Raw genomic sequence first — 18,149 nt, 5'->3', positions numbered from 1 at the left:
GGGCGCTAGCCTCAGGCGCGCGCGCCCGACCGCGCGCCCGCTCACCCCACCTTCCACACCCAGGACGCGCACGCAGGATGTCCGACACCCCCCCGTCCAGCGTCGCCGGCCGGCGACGCGAGCTCGCCGAGTACCCGTCGCCCTCCCGGCGGGCCGCCTGCCTGTTCGTCGTCACCGTCGCGACGACGGTGACCTTCTACCTCATCTACCTCCAGGGGGCGCTCTCTCCGCTGCTCATCGCGGACTTCGATATCCCCCTCTGGACGTTCGTCCTGGTCTCGGTCGTGGGCAACGCCATCGGCGCGGCCGCCGCGTGGGCCGCGGGCCTCGCCGACCGGTGGGGGCGGTGCAACCTCGTCCTCTGCGGCCTCGCGATCGCCGCGGTCCTCGCGGGCGTCGTCCTCCCGGCGATGTCGGACATCGCGTCCTACCTCGTCGTGTACGCGGGACTCAGCCTCGTCGGCGGGGTCGTGCTCGTCACGACGTCCGCGCTGGTCCGGGACTTCTCCCCGCAGATGGGCCGCGCGACCGCGATGGGCGTCTGGGCGCTCGGACCGTCGCTCGGCAGCCTGCTCATCAGCGCGATCACCAGCGACATGGTGCCCGACCACCCCGCGTGGGAGTACCACTTCCGTGTCGCGGGCGTGTTCGGTGCCGTCGCGTTCGTCGTCGCCTTCGTCGGCCTGCGCGAGCTCTCCCCGGCGCTGCGCGACCAGGTGATGGTGACCGCCCGCGAGCGCGCGCTCGTGGAGGCCCGCGCCCGGTCGTCCTCGGGCACGGTGACGACGGGCGTCAACTCCATGTGGGTGCCCGCGCTCGTCATCCCGGCAGTCGGCATCGGCCTCTTCCTGATGTTCTACGCCACGCGCGTCGGGTTCTTCGTCCTCTACTTCGTCGCGAACTTCGGGTACGACCCGTCCCGCGCGAACGGCCTGGCCTCGTGGTACTGGGTCGCGAGCGCGATCGCCCTGGTCACCGCGGGCGTCGTCTCCGACCGCCTGCGCGTCCGCAAGCCCCTCCTCCTCGGCGGCGCGCTCGTCTCCGCCGCAGCCCTGGCGGTGTTCGCCGACCGCGCCACGAAGCCGGACACGTCCTACGAGGAGTTCGTCGTCCTGCTCGTCCTTCTGGCCGGTGCGGGCGGGACGGTCGCGACGACGTGGCTGGCGCTCTTCACCGAGACCGTCGAGCGCATCGATCCCACCGCGATCGCCCGGGGCATGGCGGTGTACGGAGCGGTCGTGCGCGGGTTCGTCGTCGCGGTCCTGCTCGCGTTCATGGCGCTGGTGAGCGCGCCGGCCGTCCTCGTCAACCACGGCGAGCGGGTCGCCGCGATCAGCAAGCAGCACGCCCTCGGCCTCCGGACGATCGGCCTGCTGGAGCCCGAGCTGTTCGCCGCGCACAAGGCCGACCCCGAGGACAAGAAGGTCAAGTCGAGGGCGATCGCGCAGCTGGGCGCGCTCGACGACGCGCGCGCCGGGCTGCGCGCCGCCCGTGCGATCCCCGACGGCGATCTCGCCTACGTCGCCCGGCACGGCGCCGCCGTCCAGGCGGCCGTCACCGAGGGCCCCCGGGAGTGGCGGCAGTGGTGGTGGATCTGCTTCGTGGGCCAGCTCCTCGTCCTGCCGCTGTCGCTGCGCATGCCGGGACGCTGGCATCCGGGACGTGCCGCGCAGGACGCCCGCGCGCACGAGCGCCGCGTCGCCGAGGAGATCGCGAAGCTCCACCCCGCGCCCTCTCCCGGTCCCGCCCCGGTCTGATCAGGCGTGACGGCAGGCGCGTGGTGGGTGGGCATCGCACACGATCCCCACCCACCACGCCTGATGTCGACGCCGTGACGCCGCGCAGCGCTACTCGCCCGGGAGCGGCGGGGCCACCGGCCGGGGCACGTACTGGATCCGGCAGGCCCGGTCCCGCAGCCCGCGGCTCGGGCCGGCGCTCTTCTTGTCCGGCGCGAGCTGCACCAGGGAGTACTTGCCGGTGACCATGTCCGACCGCACGCCGGCGACCCGGACGTTGACGCCGACGCTCTTGGCCACCCACGGGATGTGCAGCGACGTGCACTTGCTGGCGCGGGCCCCGAACTTCTCACCGGAGGTGAGCGAGATCGACAGCGTCTGCCACTTGGCGGGCCGCGACGCGCTCCACGTCACGACGACGCCCTTCCCCTTCGGCGTGCGGCGGATCCGCAACCGCTGCGCCATCCCCGGCGTCCGCTGGAGCGGCGCCACGTAGCTGGCCACGTGGTCGCGACTGCGCGGCATCCCGTCGGCCCGGGTGACGACCGCGTAGACGCGGCGCGGACCGCCGGGGCCCTCGGTCGGGGTGAACGCCACGGTCGCGCAGCGCAGCACCGAGCCGAGCACCGTCTTCGGCGCCCCGTGCCCGCAGGACGAGCCCTTCAGCTCCTTGACGATCGTGCCCTGGAGCTTGCCGTCGACGCTCTCGTCGACGAGCTGCACCTTCTCACCGTCGTCCACCGTGTAGGCGACGCTGAAGCGCTTCTGACCCTTCCGCGCGAGGCTCTTCGGACTGGTGACCGCGGCCTTGAACGTCGGCGGCGGGCTGTAGTCGGCCGTCTTGAGGTCCAGCGGCGCGATCGGGCCGTCACCCTTGGTGATCGTCCAGCGACCGGCCTTCGGGTTGATCAGCACGATCGTCGTCGACTTGTCGTCGGGGTTCTCGGTGATCAGCCACTTGCCCGGGTCCTGCGCGCCACCGCTGCCGTCGGTGGGGTTGGTGATCGTCGTGCCGTCCGGACCGGCGACCTTCACCGACGGCGGGCCGTCGACGCCGGAGAGCTGGATCACCTTCGTGGGCTCCTCGGGCTTGATCGTGACCTCCATCCGGGTGTTGGCCGTGCCGGCGCGGAACGACCGCGTTCCGGGCCTGCGCGCCTGGAAGTCCCCCATGTCGCAGCTGGCGACCCAGGCCTTCACCGTCCCGTTCCACTTCAGGCCCCCGCCACCCTTCAGCTGGGTCTCCACGTACCTGATGATGATCCGCCACGGGGCGTACCACTTCCAGTCCGGGGCCGGGTAGGGGTACGGGACCTTGATGACGCCGAGATCCAGGCAGGCGGCGGCGCCGACGCTCGACAGGGTCGCGAGCGCCTGGGCGCAGATCGACGAGACGCAGGCCCGGACCTTGCCGTCGATGTTGAACGTGCGGCTCGGGACGTCGACCCAGCCGACGACCCCACCCTCGACGGAGAGGATGCTGAATCGCAGCTTCAGGCCCGCGTCGAAGTCGAACAGGCCGGTCGGGCGGATCGTGACCCCGCCGCCGCCGAGGCGGTTGTCGAGCACGGAGATGTTTCCGCGCATCTCGAGCGACCACGGCTCACTGGCCGTGCCGTCGGTGTAGGTGACCGAGCCGTCCACGCCGATCGTGCTCTTGGAGCCCGTCGGCAGGATCGAGACGCCGACCGAGCCCTTGAGCTTGAACGGCGGCGGCCTCAGGCACAGGCCGACGCCGATCTGGTCGAGGTACACGTTCGGCGCGAGCGGCACCGACTTGCCGAGCTTGCTGACGACGCCGCCGAGGCTCGACACCTGGCCATCGGCCAGACCGCCGAACATCGCCAGCTGCGTCTCGGACTCCGTCGGCAGCGTGATCGTCGCGTTGCCGTTCCAGCGGTTGGTGTTCGGGTCGCTCTTGCAGGTGATGTACGGCTCGCCGCCGATGTCCGGGGCCGGGCAGGGCGCGATCGCCTTGCTCGCCCCCGCGGGGACGTAGGACAGGCAGACCTCGTCGACCTTGAGCTTGCCGACCCACACGTTCTTGACGTTGAGGACGGTGCCGTCGAAGCGCGGGCCCTTGGCGTCGACGTAGATCGACGCCGCCGCGGTCACCTCCGCCCCGCTGCCGGGGTTGGCGCTGAACTGCGAGGGCAGCGCCACCTGCATCGGGATCGACGTGTAGTACTTGCCGTCGTCCTTGCGTCCGAAGGTCAGGGCGATCGATCCACGCACCCGCAGGCCCTGGAACGCGGCCCCCGAGGGCACCTGCAGCGTCGCGACCGTCCCCTCGTCGCCGACTCCACCCTCGGGCAGATCCCACTGGATCGGGCCGTTGAAGTACGTGAAGGTGCCGACCTTCAGCTCCGCGGTCCTGATGCCCAGCTGGCCGCCGGGGTGATCGTCGGACGGCGCGGTGAACACCGTCTTGGAGCCGCTCGGCGGCGCCGGGATCGTCAGGCCGTTGACCGTGATCTCGTCGGCCGTCTCGTACCGCGTCGGGGTCCCGCTGACCGTCTCGAAGCAGCCCTTGGTCCGGACCTGGACGAGCGCGAACTCGAAGCCCTTGCGACAGTTGCTGACGGTGTACGTGCGCGTGCGCGAGTCGGTCTGCCCGAGCGCGTCGGTCGCGCTGACCACGACCTTGTAGTCGCCGAGCGTGTCCGACGGGAGCTGATCGCCGCTGGCGATCGGCGCCTCGGTTCCCGAAGGTGCGGTGATCGTGCCCGCACACGCGGTGATCTCGCTGCCGTCCGAGGTGCACGAGTAGCCGCTCTTGAACGGCGTGCCGTCCAGTCGGGCGCTCTCCCCGCGCAGCTGGGACTCCCGGTTGACCGGGCTGTCGATCGTCACCGTCGGCGGCGCGACGACGCGGTACTTCGCCGAGGCGCTCTTGGTCTGCCCGACCGCGTCGGTCGCCTTGAGGTCCACCGTGTAGACGCCGTCGACGGTCATCGGCAGGCTGCGTCCGGCGATCAGGCGCCCGGACTCCCCGGACGGCGTGGTGATCGTGGCCGCGCAGGACGTGATCGTGCTCGCCGGCGACGCGCACGTGAACGCGGCGGCGAGCCTCGTCCCGGTGGCGAACTTCGTGCCGTCCGGCGCGTGGTCGATCGTCGCCGTCGGCGGCGCCAGGACCTCGTAGGAGCGCGAGACCGAGTTGGTGTCACCGAGCTCGTCGCTCGCGGAGAGGACGAGCTGGTAGGTCCCGACCTTGTCGGTCGGCAGGGGACTGCCGCTCGTGATCGGCACCGGCTGGCCGCCCGGCACGGTCAACGACGCGACGCAGCTCGTCAGCGGCTTGGCGCTCGCGGTGCACGCGAACTCCGCCGTCAGCGACGCGCCGACCGAGAGCTTCGCGTCGACGGCCGGGGAGGTGATGTCGACTCCCGGGCCACTGGAGATCAGGTAGGTGCTGGTCTTCGTCGCCGTCTGACCGATCTTGTCGGTCGCGGTGACCGTCACCGTGTAGGTCCCGATGGCGTCGGTCGGCACGTTGTCGCCGTCGGCGATGTCCGTGACGACGTTCAGCGGCGAGGTGACCTTCGCGACGCACGACTCGGTGCCGCTGTCGGGGACCGGTGCGGCGAAGTAGCTGCAGCTGAAGTCCGCGGCGATCGTGGCGTTGCGTGCGGCCACGAGCCCGGCGCTCGGGGCGGTGATCGTCCCGGTCGGCTTGTCGGCCACCGTGTACGTGCCGGTCGCGGTGCCCTCCAGCCCGGCCTCGTCGAGCGCCGTGACGACCATCGAGTAGGTGCCGGGGAAGGACGTCGGGACCGCGTCACCGGAGGTGGAGATCGTGACCGCCGGCCCGCCGCCCGTGGGCGGCGTGATCTTCATGGTGCAACCGCCGGGGTTCGCCAGGTCGGCGCCCTTGGCCTCGCACGTGAAGCTCGACGCGACCGTGCTGTCCTTGCCGACCGTGGTGCCGCTCGCCGGAGCGGTGAGCGTGGCCACGGGCGCGTCGGCGCTCTTGATCAGCATCGCGATCGACACCTGGAACAGGCTCTTGCCCGGACCGGGGCGGTCGGACTCCTTCCCACCGGCGACCATGATCCGCCCGTCGGCGAGCTTCGCCATGCCGGCGTTCCCCCCCTGGCCGTACACCCTGGGCTGGGGATTCGGGCTGTTCTCGGTCGCCGGGGGCTGGTAGTACGGCGCGTCGAAGTCCTTCCCGGGACTCAGATCGGTCGGCGTCCAGATGCGACCGCCGAACGTCGTCTTGTCCGGTCGAGCTGCGTCCTCGCGCTGCGCGTCCTTGGTGGCCTGCGTCTCGGAGTAGATCTTCGGGAAGATGTTCCCGAAGCTGAACGCCTTGCCGCCGGGCAGCGCGACGACCGACTCCGGCGGGGCGTCGAAGAGCGGAAAGGTGTTCGCGGCCGGGTTGTCGGAGTTGAACGGCGGCTTGAAGTGGGCGATCCTCACCCACGATCCGCCCGCGCCGGGTTCCGGGGTGTAGAGCTCGCTGTGCTCGGCGCCGCCCTTGCGGACCACCATCACGCGGCCGTCGCTGAGCCGCGCGGCCCTGCTCAGGGTGCCGTTGACGACGTTCGACGGTGTGCCTGCCGCCCAGCTCCCCGGCTCCGACGGCTGATCCGCGGGGGTGTAGATCTCGGTCGTCTTGTCGGTGTCGGCGGCACCACCGACGACGAGCACGCGGCCGTCGGCCAGCAGGGTGGCCGAGTGCCCCGCACGGGCGGTGTTGAGCGGGGCGGCGGGAGTCCACTGCTCGTTGGCGGGGTCGTAGATCTCGACCTTCGTGGTCGCGGTCGTCTGCGCGGTGGTGGGCATCGTCCCACCCTGCGTCACGTCGGCGACCTTCCCGCCGACGACCAGGACGCGACCGTCGGCCAGCGCGGTGGCGGTGGCGCCCTCGAAGCGGTTGACGGTCTTGCCGTTGCCGTCGACGTAGGGCTCGATCGCCTGCAGGTCGTTGCCGTCGAAGAAGAGCGGCGCGTTGGCGGCGAAGCGCGGGGCGACGCCGTCGGGGTCGCCTGCGTCCAGGGGCTCGGCGACCCCCGCCGAGTCACCCGGGAGTGCGACGTCGACGAGCGGGCACTTGAAGTCGGAGATGAAGGGATTGGGGTCGGCGTCGGGACACCGTTCGACCGTCGTGAACGACTCCCGCTGCTCGGCGAGCGCAACCGCGCGCCCGCCGACGATCAGCGCCTTGCCCCCGGGAAGCTCGGCGAGCGCGTAGCCGTACCGGTGCGGGAACAGGGTCTTGTACACGCCGAGCTGCACGCCTCCGAGTCGCTCCCACGCGTCGGGCTCGCCGTCGGCCGGCAGCCGGTAGACCAGCGGCTCGCGGTGGCCGAAGGCGAACATGCCGCCCGGCGAGAGCGTGCTGTTCGCGGAGAGCGGGACGAGCCGCAGCTCGACCTGGTGGTTCTCCCCCTGCTTGCGGCCGTGCTCCATCGACGCCACCTGCTCGACGGTCGGCGGCGGGGCCTGCGCGCCCGCGACACCGCCAGGGAGAAGCGTCATGGCGGTCGCCCAGGCCAGGGCGACCGTGACAGCACGGCGAATCGACATACAGCAAGCTCCTTGCACCGTTGGGACCCCCCCAAAGCGACCCACTGCCTGCATCAGTGGGTCCGAACCGCGACGGTCAGATCGTGAAGTTGCGGAGGGTTTCACCCAGCGCAGGCGTGGGAACATAGGAGGGTTGGTCGGCCAGCGACGCCGAAGATGCAGCGATCGGACACGTTCCGATCGCTGATCACGCCGGAAACCCGCTTCTGTGGGCGGGCGACTGAGCAGCTGCTCAGTCGGTCGGGGTCGGACATCGGTCGCCGGCACCGGACCGGTCGCCCCGTGCACGGCGCTGCTCTATCGTCGTGCCCCGTGCCCGCGTCCGCCCCGAACGCGACCCGCGAGACGCTCGTCGAGCACGGCCTCGCGGCCCTCCTCGAGGTCACCCCCGCACAGCTGGTCTCCGCGGTCGGACTCAAGGACGTCGCGCGCCGTGCCGGGGTCGGCGTGACGACGATCTACCACCACTTCGGCAACGTCGAGGGCTTCGCGAACGCGATCGTCGCCCGGGTCTTCGACCCCGACGCGTTCCCGAGCGCGGGGATCGCGGACCTCATCGGCGAGATCACCGCCGGTCGCTTCCCCTTCGAGGAGGCGAAGGTCCTGCACGGCTCGGATCTCGAGCGACTCTCGCACGACCCGGAGCTGCGCCTGCGGCTGGGGCTGTGGGCGTTCGGCGGCCCAGGCGTCCAAGAGGCGTACCGATCGTTCCTGCGCGCCACCGAGGAGCCGCTCCAGGCGCAGTGCGCAGCGATGTTCGCGGCCTGGGAGCGCGAGCCCCAGCCACCGTTCGACCTCGCGTCCTACGTCGCCGCGCAGGTGGCGCTCACCGTCGGGGCCAGCGTCCGCCACATCGTCGACCCGGAGAGGATGGACGCCGACCGCTTCGCGCGCGCGGGCGCGGCGCTGACCACGGCGCTGACGCGCACGTCCGGGGACCCGCGCACGCTCGACGACCGCCTCGCAGAGATCAACTACTACCCGCTGCACGCCGCCCGGGCACGCTCGGGCACCCCCCGGCAGCAGGCCAGCCGCACCCGGCTGCTCGAGGCTGCCGCGATGCTCTTCGCCCGCGACGGCCACGAGGAGACGACGGTCCCCAAGATCGCCAAACAGGCCCGGGTGAGCACGTCGACGGCCTACGCCCTCTTCTCCAGCGTCGAGGACGTCGCGGTCGCGCTGCTCCAGCACCAGGCCGCGGACCACCTGGGCCCGAGCGGGGTGGCACCGTCCGACCCGCTCGCCGCACTCCTGCACGTGGTCCGGCGCGTCGCCGCGTTCTTCACTCCACGGGTGGGGTTCCTCGCCCCCTACGGCCAGCGCCTCCTCGTGGGCCGCGTCGCCAAGGACGACGCGATCGTCTCGGTCCTCACCGACGCCGTGTTCACCGCACAGGAGCAGGGGGTGGTCCGCGCGGACGTCGAGGTCGCCCGGGCGACGCTCGTGCTCGGCGGGGCGCTGGTCGGGGCGGTCCTGACGCGCCCGGCGCGCGGTGCCGACGGTGCGGTCGAGGAGTTCCGCGCGCTGCTGCTTCCCGGGCTGCTGTCGCCGCAGGGTCTCCGCGAGCTGCTCACAGCCTCCGACTGATGGAGAGCCTGGGCGCCCCATCTGCGGGCCCCTACAGCAGCACGGGCGCGAGCGCGGCGAAGCCGAGGACCACGAGCACGAAGAGCGCGCCGAGCACCAGCGCGCCGACGGGCGGGCGACGCGTGGTGCGGGTGGTGTCGATCGGGGGCGCGTCGCCGTAGAGAGCGGTCACCGACGCCGCCGCGCCGTGCGGACGCCAGGCCTCGTCGACGTGCCAGCGGCAGCGCAGCGTCACCGGCCGGTCCGGGGTCGCGACGCGGTACTCCGCGTCGCGACGGCACCCGGGGTGCGCGCAGACGGGGGTGGTGTCGGGCTCGGCGCTCATCACCGGGGACCATCGCACGCAGCCCGCGCTCCCGCGGGCCGGTCCTGTCGATCCGGCGCCCGCTCTCGCCGTGGCCCGACTCGTGCGGCCGCGGCGGCGGGTACACCATGACCATGGCCCCGCGCATCTGGACGATCGGCTACGAGGGACTGCGGCTGGAGGAGCTCGTCGCCGAGCTGCAGGCCGCCGGGGTGCGGCGCGTGCTCGACGTGCGGTTCCGGCCGCAGTCGCGCCGCGCCGGGTTCTCCAAGACGCGGCTCGGCGCGACCCTCCAGGAGGCGGGCATCGCCTACGAGAACCGGCGCACGCTGGGCACGCCCCCGGACATCCGCTGGCTCTACCGCAACCGGCGGGTACAGGAGGGCGCCGAGCAGTACCGCGCACACCTGCGCGACACGGCGGGAGAGGAGCTCGACGCGCTCGCCGCCGAGCTCGACGACGGCCCGGCCACCGCGCTGCTGTGCTTCGAGGCGCAGCCGCACGAGTGCCACCGCCGCCAGGTCACCGACGCGCTGCGCGAGCGCCGCCCCGAGCTCGTCGTGATCGACCTGTAGACCGGCCCGCTTGCGCGACCGTCAGGCCCGGCCCGCCCGGGGCGACCCGTCCCCATGGGCACCTTCGGACTCCTGCACTGCACCGGCGCCGGCTGCGCGGCGCCCGACGTCCCGCTGACCGTCGGTCCGGGCTTCCTCGTCGAGCGCGTCGTACGGGCCTGCGGTGGCTGCGGTCGCGCACGATCGGTCGGTGCCGATCCCGCCGGCGCGCCGGACGAGCCGTGCCCCGACTGCGGCGCGACGGCCGTCCGCGCCGACGCCGCGCTCGAGCGGCTCGTGGCCGGGCGGGCCGCCGCGGTGCCGTGCAGCCGCTGCGGCGCACCGCTCACGTGGCAGTTCCGGGGCCTGTGGGACTGAGCGGGCGACCGGACCACGGAGCCGACCTGCGGGAAAGCCCGCCCCCGGACCGGTGGGCGCCCCGGACGTGCGGGCGTCCCGCCGGGCGGAGCATGCAGCCATGTTCCTCATCACCCGCTCCCCGGGCGCCTTCATCGCCCTCGCCGCCGCCGTCGTGTACGGCGTCGTGGCCGCCGAGATCTGGATGTGGACGGTCGCCAGCACCGCCGCGGTCGCCGCGGTCCTCGCGCTGATCGCCGTCTGCGCGGTCCTCATCTGCCGGTCGGTCGTGGCGCTCATGGCCGACGACGCGGCGCCCGTCCCGTCGACCGCCCCGGCGGCGGCCGACGCCCGTCCCGCCCCCGCGCGCACCGCGCGGCCGCGGCTGCGCCCCGTGGCGCACTGATCGCTGCCGACGCCGGCGTCAGTCCGGCGTCAGCAGGCCGTGGTCGAGGGCGTAGCGGACCAGCTCCGCCCTCGAGCTGCGGCCCAGCTTCTGCTGGACGTGGGTCCGGTGCGTCTCGACCGTCCGGACCGACAGGAAGAGCTGCTGCGCGATCTCGGGGTTCGTGTGCCCGAGGGCGATCAACCGCAGCACCTCGCGCTCTCGAGGGGAGAGGTCGTCCGGCGGACCCTGCGGGGTCTCGGGGAGCGTCGCGAGGCGCGCCCCGAGGCTCGGGGTCAGGTACGTGCGTCCCTCCGCCGCGCTGCGGACCGCCTCGACGAGCTCGGTGTCCGCCGCCTCCTTCAGCACGTACCCGCAGGCGCCCGCGCGCAGCGCCCGGCGCGCGTACTCGGGGTCGTCCTGCATCGTCAGGATCACCGTCCGCGTCCCCGGGGACCGCTCCCCCACTCCCGGGATCGCGTCGAGGCTGGACGTCGTCCCCGGCATGTTCAGGTCGAGCACGAGCACGTCGGGCTTGTGGCCCAGGACGGCGCGCAGCATCCCGTCGACGTCCGCCGCCTCGGAGAGCACGGCGAACTCCGGCTCGGCCTCCAGCAGCAGGCGCAGACCGGAGCGCACGACGCCGTGGTCGTCGGCGAGGACGATGCGGATCTCGCTCACACCCCCGATGCTAGCCCGCGGACCCCGGTCCGTAGTGGACACGGACCGCGGCGAGCGTCCCGCCCGGATGGCGCGACCGCCGGCCCGCGGCAGGATCGGGGCATGTCCAGCGCAGCCCCCGTCCCGCCCATCCGCGTCGTGGTCGTCGGCGGCGGCGTCGCCGCGCTGGAGGCGGTGCTGGCCCTCCGCGCGCTCGCCGCGGACGCGGTCGACCTCACGCTCGTGGCCCCCGAGCCGGTGTTCGAGCTGCGCGCCCTGCAGACCGCTGCGCCGTTCGCTCGCGGCAGCGCGGACGGGATCGCCCTGCGCGAGCTGCTGGGCGAGCTCGACGGCACGTTCGTGCGGGCCGCGGTCGTCGCGGTCGACGCCGACCGGCGTCGCGTGCGCTGCGCCGACGGCCTGGAGGTCCCCTACGACACGCTCGTGCTCGCGCTCGGCGCCACCGCGGTCCCGGCGTTCTGCGCCGCGACGACGCTCGGCGCCGGGCGTCGCCTGCTCGGCGAGCTCGTCGCCGACCTGCACGCTGGCCGGGCGCGCTCGGTGGCCTTCGTCGTGCCGCGCGGGGCGACGTGGCCGCTGCCGCTCTACGAGCTGGCGCTGATGACCGCGGAGGCGCTGACCGTCCGGCGGCCCGGCACGCAGCTGCACCTCGTCACGCCCGAGCTGCAGCCGCTGTCGGTGTTCGGTCCCCAGGGATCGGTGGTGGTGGCCGAGCTCCTGCGCGACGCCGGGATCACCGTGCACCGGGGCGTCGCCGCGGAGGTCCGTGCGGGCGGCATCGTCGACACGGGGTTCGATCCCGTGCTGCGCGTCGACCGCGTGCTCGCGCTCCCCGCGCTCGAGGGCCCACGCCTGGACGGGGTGCCCGCGACCGCGCAGGGGTTCGTGCCCGTGAGCGACCACGGGGTGGTCGACGGCCTCGACGGCGTCTACGCCGTCGGCGACATGACGGACCGGCCGGTCAAGCAGGGCGGGCTCGCCTGCCAGCAGGCGGAGGCCGCCGCCGCGCACATCGCCTGGGAGCTCGGGCGCCTGGACGTCCTGCCGCCGTTGCGGCAGGTGCTCCGCGGGCGGCTGCTCACCGGACGGCGCGACCGGTTCCTCGAGCGCCAGGGTCCGCGCGACGTCGGCTCGGTGGGTGCCGAGCCGCTGTGGTGGCCGCCGAGCAAGGTCGCGGGGCGCCACCTGGCCCCGTACCTCGAGGGCCGCGGGCTCGTGCGGCTGCCGCTGCAGGCGGGGCCGGGAGCCCCCGGCCTGGACCTCGAGATCCCCGTGCTCGCGCCGGCGCCCACGTGAGGGCACCGGCGCAGCACCGGCTCAGCGCGCGGTCCGCACGCAGCTCTTGACGCGGACCGTCGCCGTGACGCGGCGGCCGGTCGTGGTGCGACCGACGAGCCGCACCGTGTAGGTCGCCTCGCGCAGGCCCCGCAGGTCGATCGTGGCGACGAGGACGCGCCCGCGCTTGCGGAGCGTGACCGCCCGGCCGCGGAACGTCGCGGTGCCCGACCGCAGCTTCTGGCCCTTCTTCGGGCGCAGCGTGACGGTGACGCGGCGGTTGCCGACGCACGCCGCCGGTCCCTGGCCGCTCACCGGCGGCTGGGGCGTGGTGCCCGGGCCGGGGGTCGGCTGCGGGGTCGTCGGCGTCGTGCCCGTGCCGGGGGTGCCCGGGGTCGGGGTCGGGGTGCCGGGCGTCGGCCCGGGGGTCACGGGCGTCGGGGTCGGCTGCGGTGTCGGATCGGGGTCCGGGGTCGGGGCCGCGCCGACCGTGTACGTGAACGTCGAGGACGCGTCCTGCAGGAACGTGCTCCCGTCGTACCTCGCGGTCAGCTCGCTCGGTCCGGAGGCGAGCCCCGAGGAGGCCACCGGCACCGTGGCGCGGCCGTCGGATCCAAGCGGGGCGCTGCCCAGCTCGGCTGCCCCGCGCAGGATCCGCACGGTGCCGGTCGGCGTCGTGCCGGCCGGCGTGCTGACGGTGACGACGACGGTCCCGTTCTGGCCGAACGGCACCGCGGTCGTGGGCGCGGACACCGTGGCCGGGGCCTTCGTGACGGTCACGGTGATCGTGGTCGTCTGCGCGTCGTAGACGCCGCCTCCGCCGTAGGCGACGGTCACCGTCCGCGTGCCCGGGTCGAGCGAGCGGGCGGGGAGCGTCAGCGTCGCGGTGCCGCCGGCGCCCAGGGTGCCGTCGACCAACCGCGTGGTGCCGTCCCGCAGCTCCACGGTGCCCGTCGGGGTCCCCGCGTTGCCGTCGACGGTGACCGGGATGGCGAGCGTCTGGCCCCAGACGACGCTTGCGCCCGTGGCGGTGACCGCCTGGCGGCGGGCGACGGTGATCGGCACGACCGCCCGGGTGCCCGTCGTGGCGCCCTCGACGACGAGCTCGGCCGGGCCGGCGGGCGCGTTCGCCGGGACGGTCACGCTGACGCTCGCCGTCCCGATCTCGTCGTCCGGCGTCGTCCCGGCGGTGGTGGTCACCGGGAAGGTCCCGAGCGTCGCGCTGCCGAGCTTGACCGTGACGTTCGCGTCCTTCGCGTCGTCGGCCGTCGACATCGAGAGCGAGCTCAGCGAGAACGCGACCGTCGCACCCGGCGCGTAGGACGAGGGCGCCCCGCTCGGGAACCGCACGCCGACAGCGCGCTGCGACGCGTCGAGCGCCAGCGGCGGCTGCACGCCGCTGGCCATCGCGGCGAAGTAGTCGACCATCGCCTGCAGGTCCGTCCGGCCGGTGTCCTGCTTGCCGGTGCCGCCGGCGAACGCGCTGAAGTTGTCACCGCCGCTGGCGAGGAAGGAGTTGACGGTCACCGAGAACGTCTGTGTCGGCGTGACCGGGACGCCATCGACCCGGATGCCCGTGATCCGGGACCCCTGCGGCAGCGCCGCGTCGTACGTGTAGGTCAGCGCCTTGGAGATCCCGAGCTTCAGGAAGGGACGCGACGCCCCGGCCGGCTGCCACTGCTGCTCGAGCGCCGCCTTGATCTGGGCGCCGGTGAGGTCCATGTTCACCAGGGTGTTGGCGAACGGCTGCACGGTCGCCGCCTGGCGGAACGTGACGTCGCGCGGCAGGGCGCCGGTGACGCCGACCAGGTCGGCGCGCAGACCACCCGGGTTCATGAACGCGAGCTGCGCCGAGCCGGACTCGGCGTTGCGGGTCGCCCAGCGCTGCACCTCGGCGACGAGGTTGCCCAGGCTCGACTCGCCTCCGCGGTTCTCCGCGGCGGTCGAGAGCTTGGCGCGGTTGAACGGCGCTCCGATCCGACCGAGTACCTGCGCGCCGAGCACCTCGGCGTTGGCGACCGCCGCGTCGACGATCGTCTTCGTCGGGCCGTCGACCGGGTAGTTGGCCGGGCCGGCGTTGGTCGCCTTCAGGCGCAGGATCGACTGGCTCCGCGCCTGCACGATGCCCGTCCCGGGGTCGACCGTGAAGGTGAGCTTGTTGAGGTTCGAGCCGTACTGGCCCGCGGAGACCACGGGCCGCGTCGTGACCGGGCGGGCGGCCCAGCCGGGGACCGGGAAGGAGCAGTCGTAGGCCAGGTGCGTGTGGCCCGAAACGATCGCGTCCACGTCGTCGCTGACCCCGGTGATGATCCGCGCGAAGTCGGAGGCCGGATCGCTGGCCATGGTCTCGCAGGCGGTGCTCGGCGCGCCCTCGTGGACGAGCAGGACGACGACGTCGGCGCCGGCGGTCTTCAGGTCCGCGGCGGCGACGTTGGTCTCCTGGACGATGTCGGTGACCTTGATGTCCGCGATCCCGGCGGGCGAGACGAGCTCGTCGAGGTGCTCGGTCACCGCGCCGACGAAGCCGACCTGCACCCCGTCCATCTCCTTGATCCACGTGCCCTCGAGTGCCCGGGAGTTGGAGGCCTTGAAGCGGACGTTCGCGCCGAGGTACTTCCAGCGGGCACCGCCCTTCGCGGCGTTCAGGTTCATGACACGGTTCACGAGGTCGTCGTAGCCCTGGTCGAACTCGTGGTTGCCGACCGCCGAGACCTCGAGACCGGCCTCGTTCAGCGCGTCGATCGTCGGCTTGTCCTGGTCGATGAACGAGTCGAAGGTCGTCGCGCCGATGAGGTCACCCGCCGCGGCGAAGACCGTGTTGGGGTTCTGCGCGCGGAGCTGCTTGACCGCCCCGGAGAGGACCGCTGCGCCCGCCGCGGTCGACTGCGGGTCGTCGACCAGGCGGCCGTGGAAGTCGTTGGTCCCGAGGATCTGGACCTCGACCGGCGGACGTGCCGGCAGGTCGATGCCGACGACCTCCGGGTTGTGGTCGGAGGAGCGGTAGGGCCCCGCGTCGTAGAGGTTCGTGACGTTGGCGTTGAAGCGGCTGTACTCGTAGAAGACGGACTCGTTGGCGTTGATCTGCCAGACGTCGACACCGGCGACGTCGGTCTTCGCGGCCGCGTTGGCGAGCACGTGGTCCAGCGACCCGTCGAGGCCCCCGAAGTTGTAGCTCTCGCGGGTCGGGTCGTCGGCCTCCAGGGCGTCGTAGCCGGCGTCCTCGAGGACCTGGATCGGGTCCTCCTTGGAGTACGCGTTGAAGTCGCCGGTGAGGAAGACGCGGTCGACGCCGCGCGCGGTCTTGAGGTCGTCGGCGAAGGTCACGAGCGCCTGGGCCTGCGCGACGCGGTCGGGGTTGGCGAGCCCCTGGCCGGTGCCGTCGTCGGCCCCGGAGCCCTTGGACTTGAAGTGGTTGGCGACGACGAGGTAGCCCTGGCTGTCGGGGCGCCCGACCGCCTTGAAGACCTGGCCGAGCGGCTCCCGCGCGTTGGCGAACGCGGCGCTGCCGGTCAGGACCTTCGAGGCGCCGACGAGCGCGACCTTCGCGGGCTTGTAGATGAACGCCGGCCGGATGACGTCCTGCTCGGCGAGGTCGGGCAGCTCCGCCGCGGGCGGGGACGGGACGGCCGCCCAGGTGCCGGCGCCCTGCGCGGCGTTCAGCGCGGTCACGAGCGCGTCGAGCGCGAAGTCGCGCGGCTTGCCGAACTTCACGGAGTTCTCGATCTCCTCGAGCGCGACGACGTCCGCGCCGAGCTTGCCGATCGCGTCGACGATCTTGTCGCGCTGCCGGGCGAGGTTGGCGTCGTTGGCCGCGCCGCGCGGGCCGCTGGCGCCGCAGTCACGGGTCGTCGTGCGCTGCCCGGCCCGGTCGGTGAAGTACGTGCAGCTCCCGAGGCCCGAGGAGACGAACTCCTCGCCGGTGGTCGGGAAGAAGTTCAGGACGTTGAAGGTGGCCAGGCGGATGTCCCCGCCGACCGCGGCGGGGGCGGCCGGGCGGTCCTGCTCGAAGGCGACCTTGTCGGTCGACGCGCCCTGCGCCTGGGACTGCGGGAGCACCCGCCAGGTGCCGAAGCCGTAGGTGAGGACGACCGGCTTGGGGAACGTGACGGCGGCGCCGACGCGCACGGTGTTCGTCGGGGTCAGCCACGGGTACGGCTGGCCGGTCTGCGTCGTGTAGTTCACGGTCGCGCCGTCGTCCAGCACGATGCGGTGGGCGTCGTTGTAGCGGGTGCGGGCGGTGACGAGCGCGGACTCGGTCTGGGCGTCGTGGACCTCGGTGGGCTGCACGAGCGCGCGGTCGCTGCCGGCCGCCAGGCCGATCTCGCCGAAGAAGTTCGAGGAGGTGCTCGGGAACGGCGAGCCGTCGTAGGAGTCGGTGACGGTCCAGTCGGCGGTCGGCTGGAACAGCTCGCCCTCGTGCGGCTCGCGGGCGGCGTCGAGCGCGGTGCCGGCGAGGCAGTCGGTGCCCGGGAGGACGCAGTCGGTGCCCGGAACGGTCGTCTTGGGCGTCACGGTGCCGGTGACCGACGGGGCGGCGGCGACGCTCGTGGCGGTGATCTGGGTGACGGTGTTGAACTCGCCGACCGTGCCGGTGACGCGGACGGGGTCCCCGACCGCCGGTGACGTCGCGAACCCGCTGGGTCCGCCGTAGACGAAGATCGCGTCGGAGGCGCCCGGGGTGTCCGGGGTGCCCGGGGTCTGGAGATAGAAGCCGTTGAGGCCACCGGTCGGGTAGGAGGCGGTGACGACGCCCTCGGTGGTGACGGTCTGGCCGTCGAGCGGGCTGGTCGCCCCGGTCCCCTGGATCTCGGCGATCGGCCGCACCGTCGGCGGCTCGGGCGTCGGGGTCGGCGTGGGGGTCGGCGTCGGCGTGGGGGTCGGCGTGGGCTCCGGGTCGACGGTCGCGGCGGTCGAGCCGACCGTGAGGTCGTCGATGCCGATCCACTCGTCGTTGCCGTTCGCGTTGGTGGTGAGGATGCGGATGTCGAGGGACGCCTGCCCGTCGGTGGCGTCGGGCAGCGTGACGGTGACGGGCGTGACCTGGGTCGCCGTGCCGCCGGTGCTCGCGTCGGCGACGTAGCCGTCGGTGGCGGCCATCCCCGTGCGGGTGAAGGCGCCCGTCGTGCCCAGGCGGTACTGGACGGCGATGGACTGCACGGCGTCGTCGGCCGAGCCGTCGATGTCACGGGCGTTGAAGCTGACCGTCACGTCCTTGCGGCCGGTCGCGTCGACCCGCGCGACGATGCCGGGCGCGTCGGCGGTCCCCGAGCCGGCGAGCGCGATCGTCGGGTTGGCGATCGCGAACTCGGTCACGCCACCGGTGGAGAAGGTGTTCGGCGCGGTCTGGTTGGCGTTGACGTCCAGGACGGTCGAGTCGGCGGTCGCCGTGCGGGGGTCGACGCCGGTCGCGGTGACCACGTCGTCGCCGCGGAAGCCCTGGATCGCGGGCACGCCGCTCCAGTTGTCGTCCACCGTGATGAGGCCGGCGTTGGACCAGTCCTGGCTCAGCGGACCGGACGCGAGCGAGTGGGCCGTGGTGTCGGCCACAGCGGTCGCCGGGAGCGCGGCGAGGCAGCAGAGGACGGCGGGGACCAGCGACTTGGGGATCACGGGCGGCGACGCTAGTCGCGGCTCCCCGGCCCCCCGTTACCGCACCGTGACCGGCTGGTGAAGGTCCGGTGACCCTGGCGCGCCCGCGTCGAAGCGCGACGGTCCGTCACACGAACGTGACCGTT

The 18,149-nt window shown here is 73.3% G+C and carries 10 protein-coding genes; 6 read left to right on the top strand and 4 right to left on the bottom strand.

Annotated elements, in window-relative coordinates; translation table 11 throughout:
• Positions 1-77: 77 nt before the first annotated feature.
• Complete coding sequence (locus C7Y72_RS08870) at positions 78-1,757, top strand: MFS transporter (RefSeq protein ID WP_107568401.1); 1,680 nt, start codon at positions 78-80, stop codon at positions 1,755-1,757.
• 90 nt (positions 1,758-1,847) lie between these two features.
• Here the strand turns inward: C7Y72_RS08870 and C7Y72_RS08865 are convergent, their stop codons facing one another.
• Positions 1,848-7,223: a hypothetical protein gene (locus tag C7Y72_RS08865; RefSeq protein WP_158276732.1), complete on the bottom strand. Its 5,376-nt coding sequence runs from the start codon at positions 7,221-7,223 to the stop codon at positions 1,848-1,850.
• Positions 7,224-7,583: 360 nt separating this feature from the next.
• On the opposite strand from C7Y72_RS08865, the gene C7Y72_RS08860 reads away from it, so the two are divergent.
• On the top strand, positions 7,584-8,858 hold the full coding sequence (locus C7Y72_RS08860; protein ID WP_158276731.1) for a TetR/AcrR family transcriptional regulator: 1,275 nt from the start codon (positions 7,584-7,586) through the stop codon (positions 8,856-8,858).
• 31 nt (positions 8,859-8,889) lie between these two features.
• On the opposite strand, the gene C7Y72_RS08855 is transcribed toward C7Y72_RS08860, so the two are convergent.
• Positions 8,890-9,183 (bottom strand): hypothetical protein, encoded by a 294-nt coding sequence (locus tag C7Y72_RS08855; protein WP_107568398.1) that lies wholly within the window; start codon positions 9,181-9,183, stop codon positions 8,890-8,892.
• 113 nt (positions 9,184-9,296) lie between these two features.
• Between C7Y72_RS08855 and C7Y72_RS08850 the strand changes: the two genes are divergently transcribed.
• The 3 genes from C7Y72_RS08850 (at position 9,297) to C7Y72_RS08840 (ending at position 10,479) form a co-directional block, all read left to right on the top strand.
• Positions 9,297-9,737: a DUF488 domain-containing protein gene (locus C7Y72_RS08850; protein ID WP_107568397.1), complete on the top strand. Its 441-nt coding sequence runs from the start codon at positions 9,297-9,299 to the stop codon at positions 9,735-9,737.
• A 54-nt stretch (positions 9,738-9,791) separates the two neighbouring features.
• Entirely contained in the window at positions 9,792-10,094 is a 303-nt protein-coding gene (locus C7Y72_RS08845) for a hypothetical protein (protein WP_107568396.1), read from the top strand.
• Positions 10,095-10,194: 100 nt separating this feature from the next.
• On the top strand, positions 10,195-10,479 hold the full coding sequence (locus C7Y72_RS08840; RefSeq protein ID WP_107568395.1) for a hypothetical protein: 285 nt from the start codon (positions 10,195-10,197) through the stop codon (positions 10,477-10,479).
• A gap of 18 nt (positions 10,480-10,497) precedes the next feature.
• Here the strand turns inward: C7Y72_RS08840 and C7Y72_RS08835 are convergent, their stop codons facing one another.
• On the bottom strand, positions 10,498-11,139 hold the full coding sequence (locus C7Y72_RS08835; protein WP_233243781.1) for a LuxR C-terminal-related transcriptional regulator: 642 nt from the start codon (positions 11,137-11,139) through the stop codon (positions 10,498-10,500).
• Positions 11,140-11,241: 102 nt separating this feature from the next.
• On the opposite strand from C7Y72_RS08835, the gene C7Y72_RS22760 reads away from it, so the two are divergent.
• Positions 11,242-12,435, top strand: a complete 1,194-nt coding sequence (locus C7Y72_RS22760) for an FAD-dependent oxidoreductase (protein ID WP_146175304.1) — start codon at positions 11,242-11,244, stop codon at positions 12,433-12,435.
• 21 nt (positions 12,436-12,456) lie between these two features.
• Here C7Y72_RS22760 and C7Y72_RS08825 read toward each other — a convergent pair whose 3' ends face one another.
• Positions 12,457-18,024 (bottom strand): ExeM/NucH family extracellular endonuclease, encoded by a 5,568-nt coding sequence (locus C7Y72_RS08825; protein WP_146175303.1) that lies wholly within the window; start codon positions 18,022-18,024, stop codon positions 12,457-12,459.
• Between the last annotated feature and the right edge of the window lie 125 nt (positions 18,025-18,149).

The organism is Paraconexibacter algicola (genome assembly GCF_003044185.1).
Classification (GTDB): Bacteria; Actinomycetota; Thermoleophilia; order Solirubrobacterales; family Solirubrobacteraceae; genus Paraconexibacter; species Paraconexibacter algicola.
The sequence above is the reverse complement of the archived record's forward strand: the minus strand, read 5'-3'. Positions and strand labels throughout refer to the sequence as shown.

Bases quoted from the DNA above. Each gene is read 5' to 3' on its own strand.
- C7Y72_RS08870 (WP_107568401.1), top strand. From the start codon at position 78: ATGTCCGACACCCCCCCGTCCAGCGTCGCCGGCCGGCGACGCGAGCTC.
- C7Y72_RS08865 (WP_158276732.1), bottom strand. From the start codon at position 7,223: ATGACGCTTCTCCCTGGCGGTGTCGCGGGCGCGCAGGCCCCGCCGCCG.
- C7Y72_RS08855 (WP_107568398.1), bottom strand. From the start codon at position 9,183: ATGAGCGCCGAGCCCGACACCACCCCCGTCTGCGCGCACCCCGGGTGC.
- C7Y72_RS08850 (WP_107568397.1), top strand. From the start codon at position 9,297: ATGGCCCCGCGCATCTGGACGATCGGCTACGAGGGACTGCGGCTGGAG.
- C7Y72_RS08845 (WP_107568396.1), top strand. From the start codon at position 9,792: ATGGGCACCTTCGGACTCCTGCACTGCACCGGCGCCGGCTGCGCGGCG.
- C7Y72_RS08840 (WP_107568395.1), top strand. From the start codon at position 10,195: ATGTTCCTCATCACCCGCTCCCCGGGCGCCTTCATCGCCCTCGCCGCC.
- C7Y72_RS22760 (WP_146175304.1), top strand. From the start codon at position 11,242: ATGTCCAGCGCAGCCCCCGTCCCGCCCATCCGCGTCGTGGTCGTCGGC.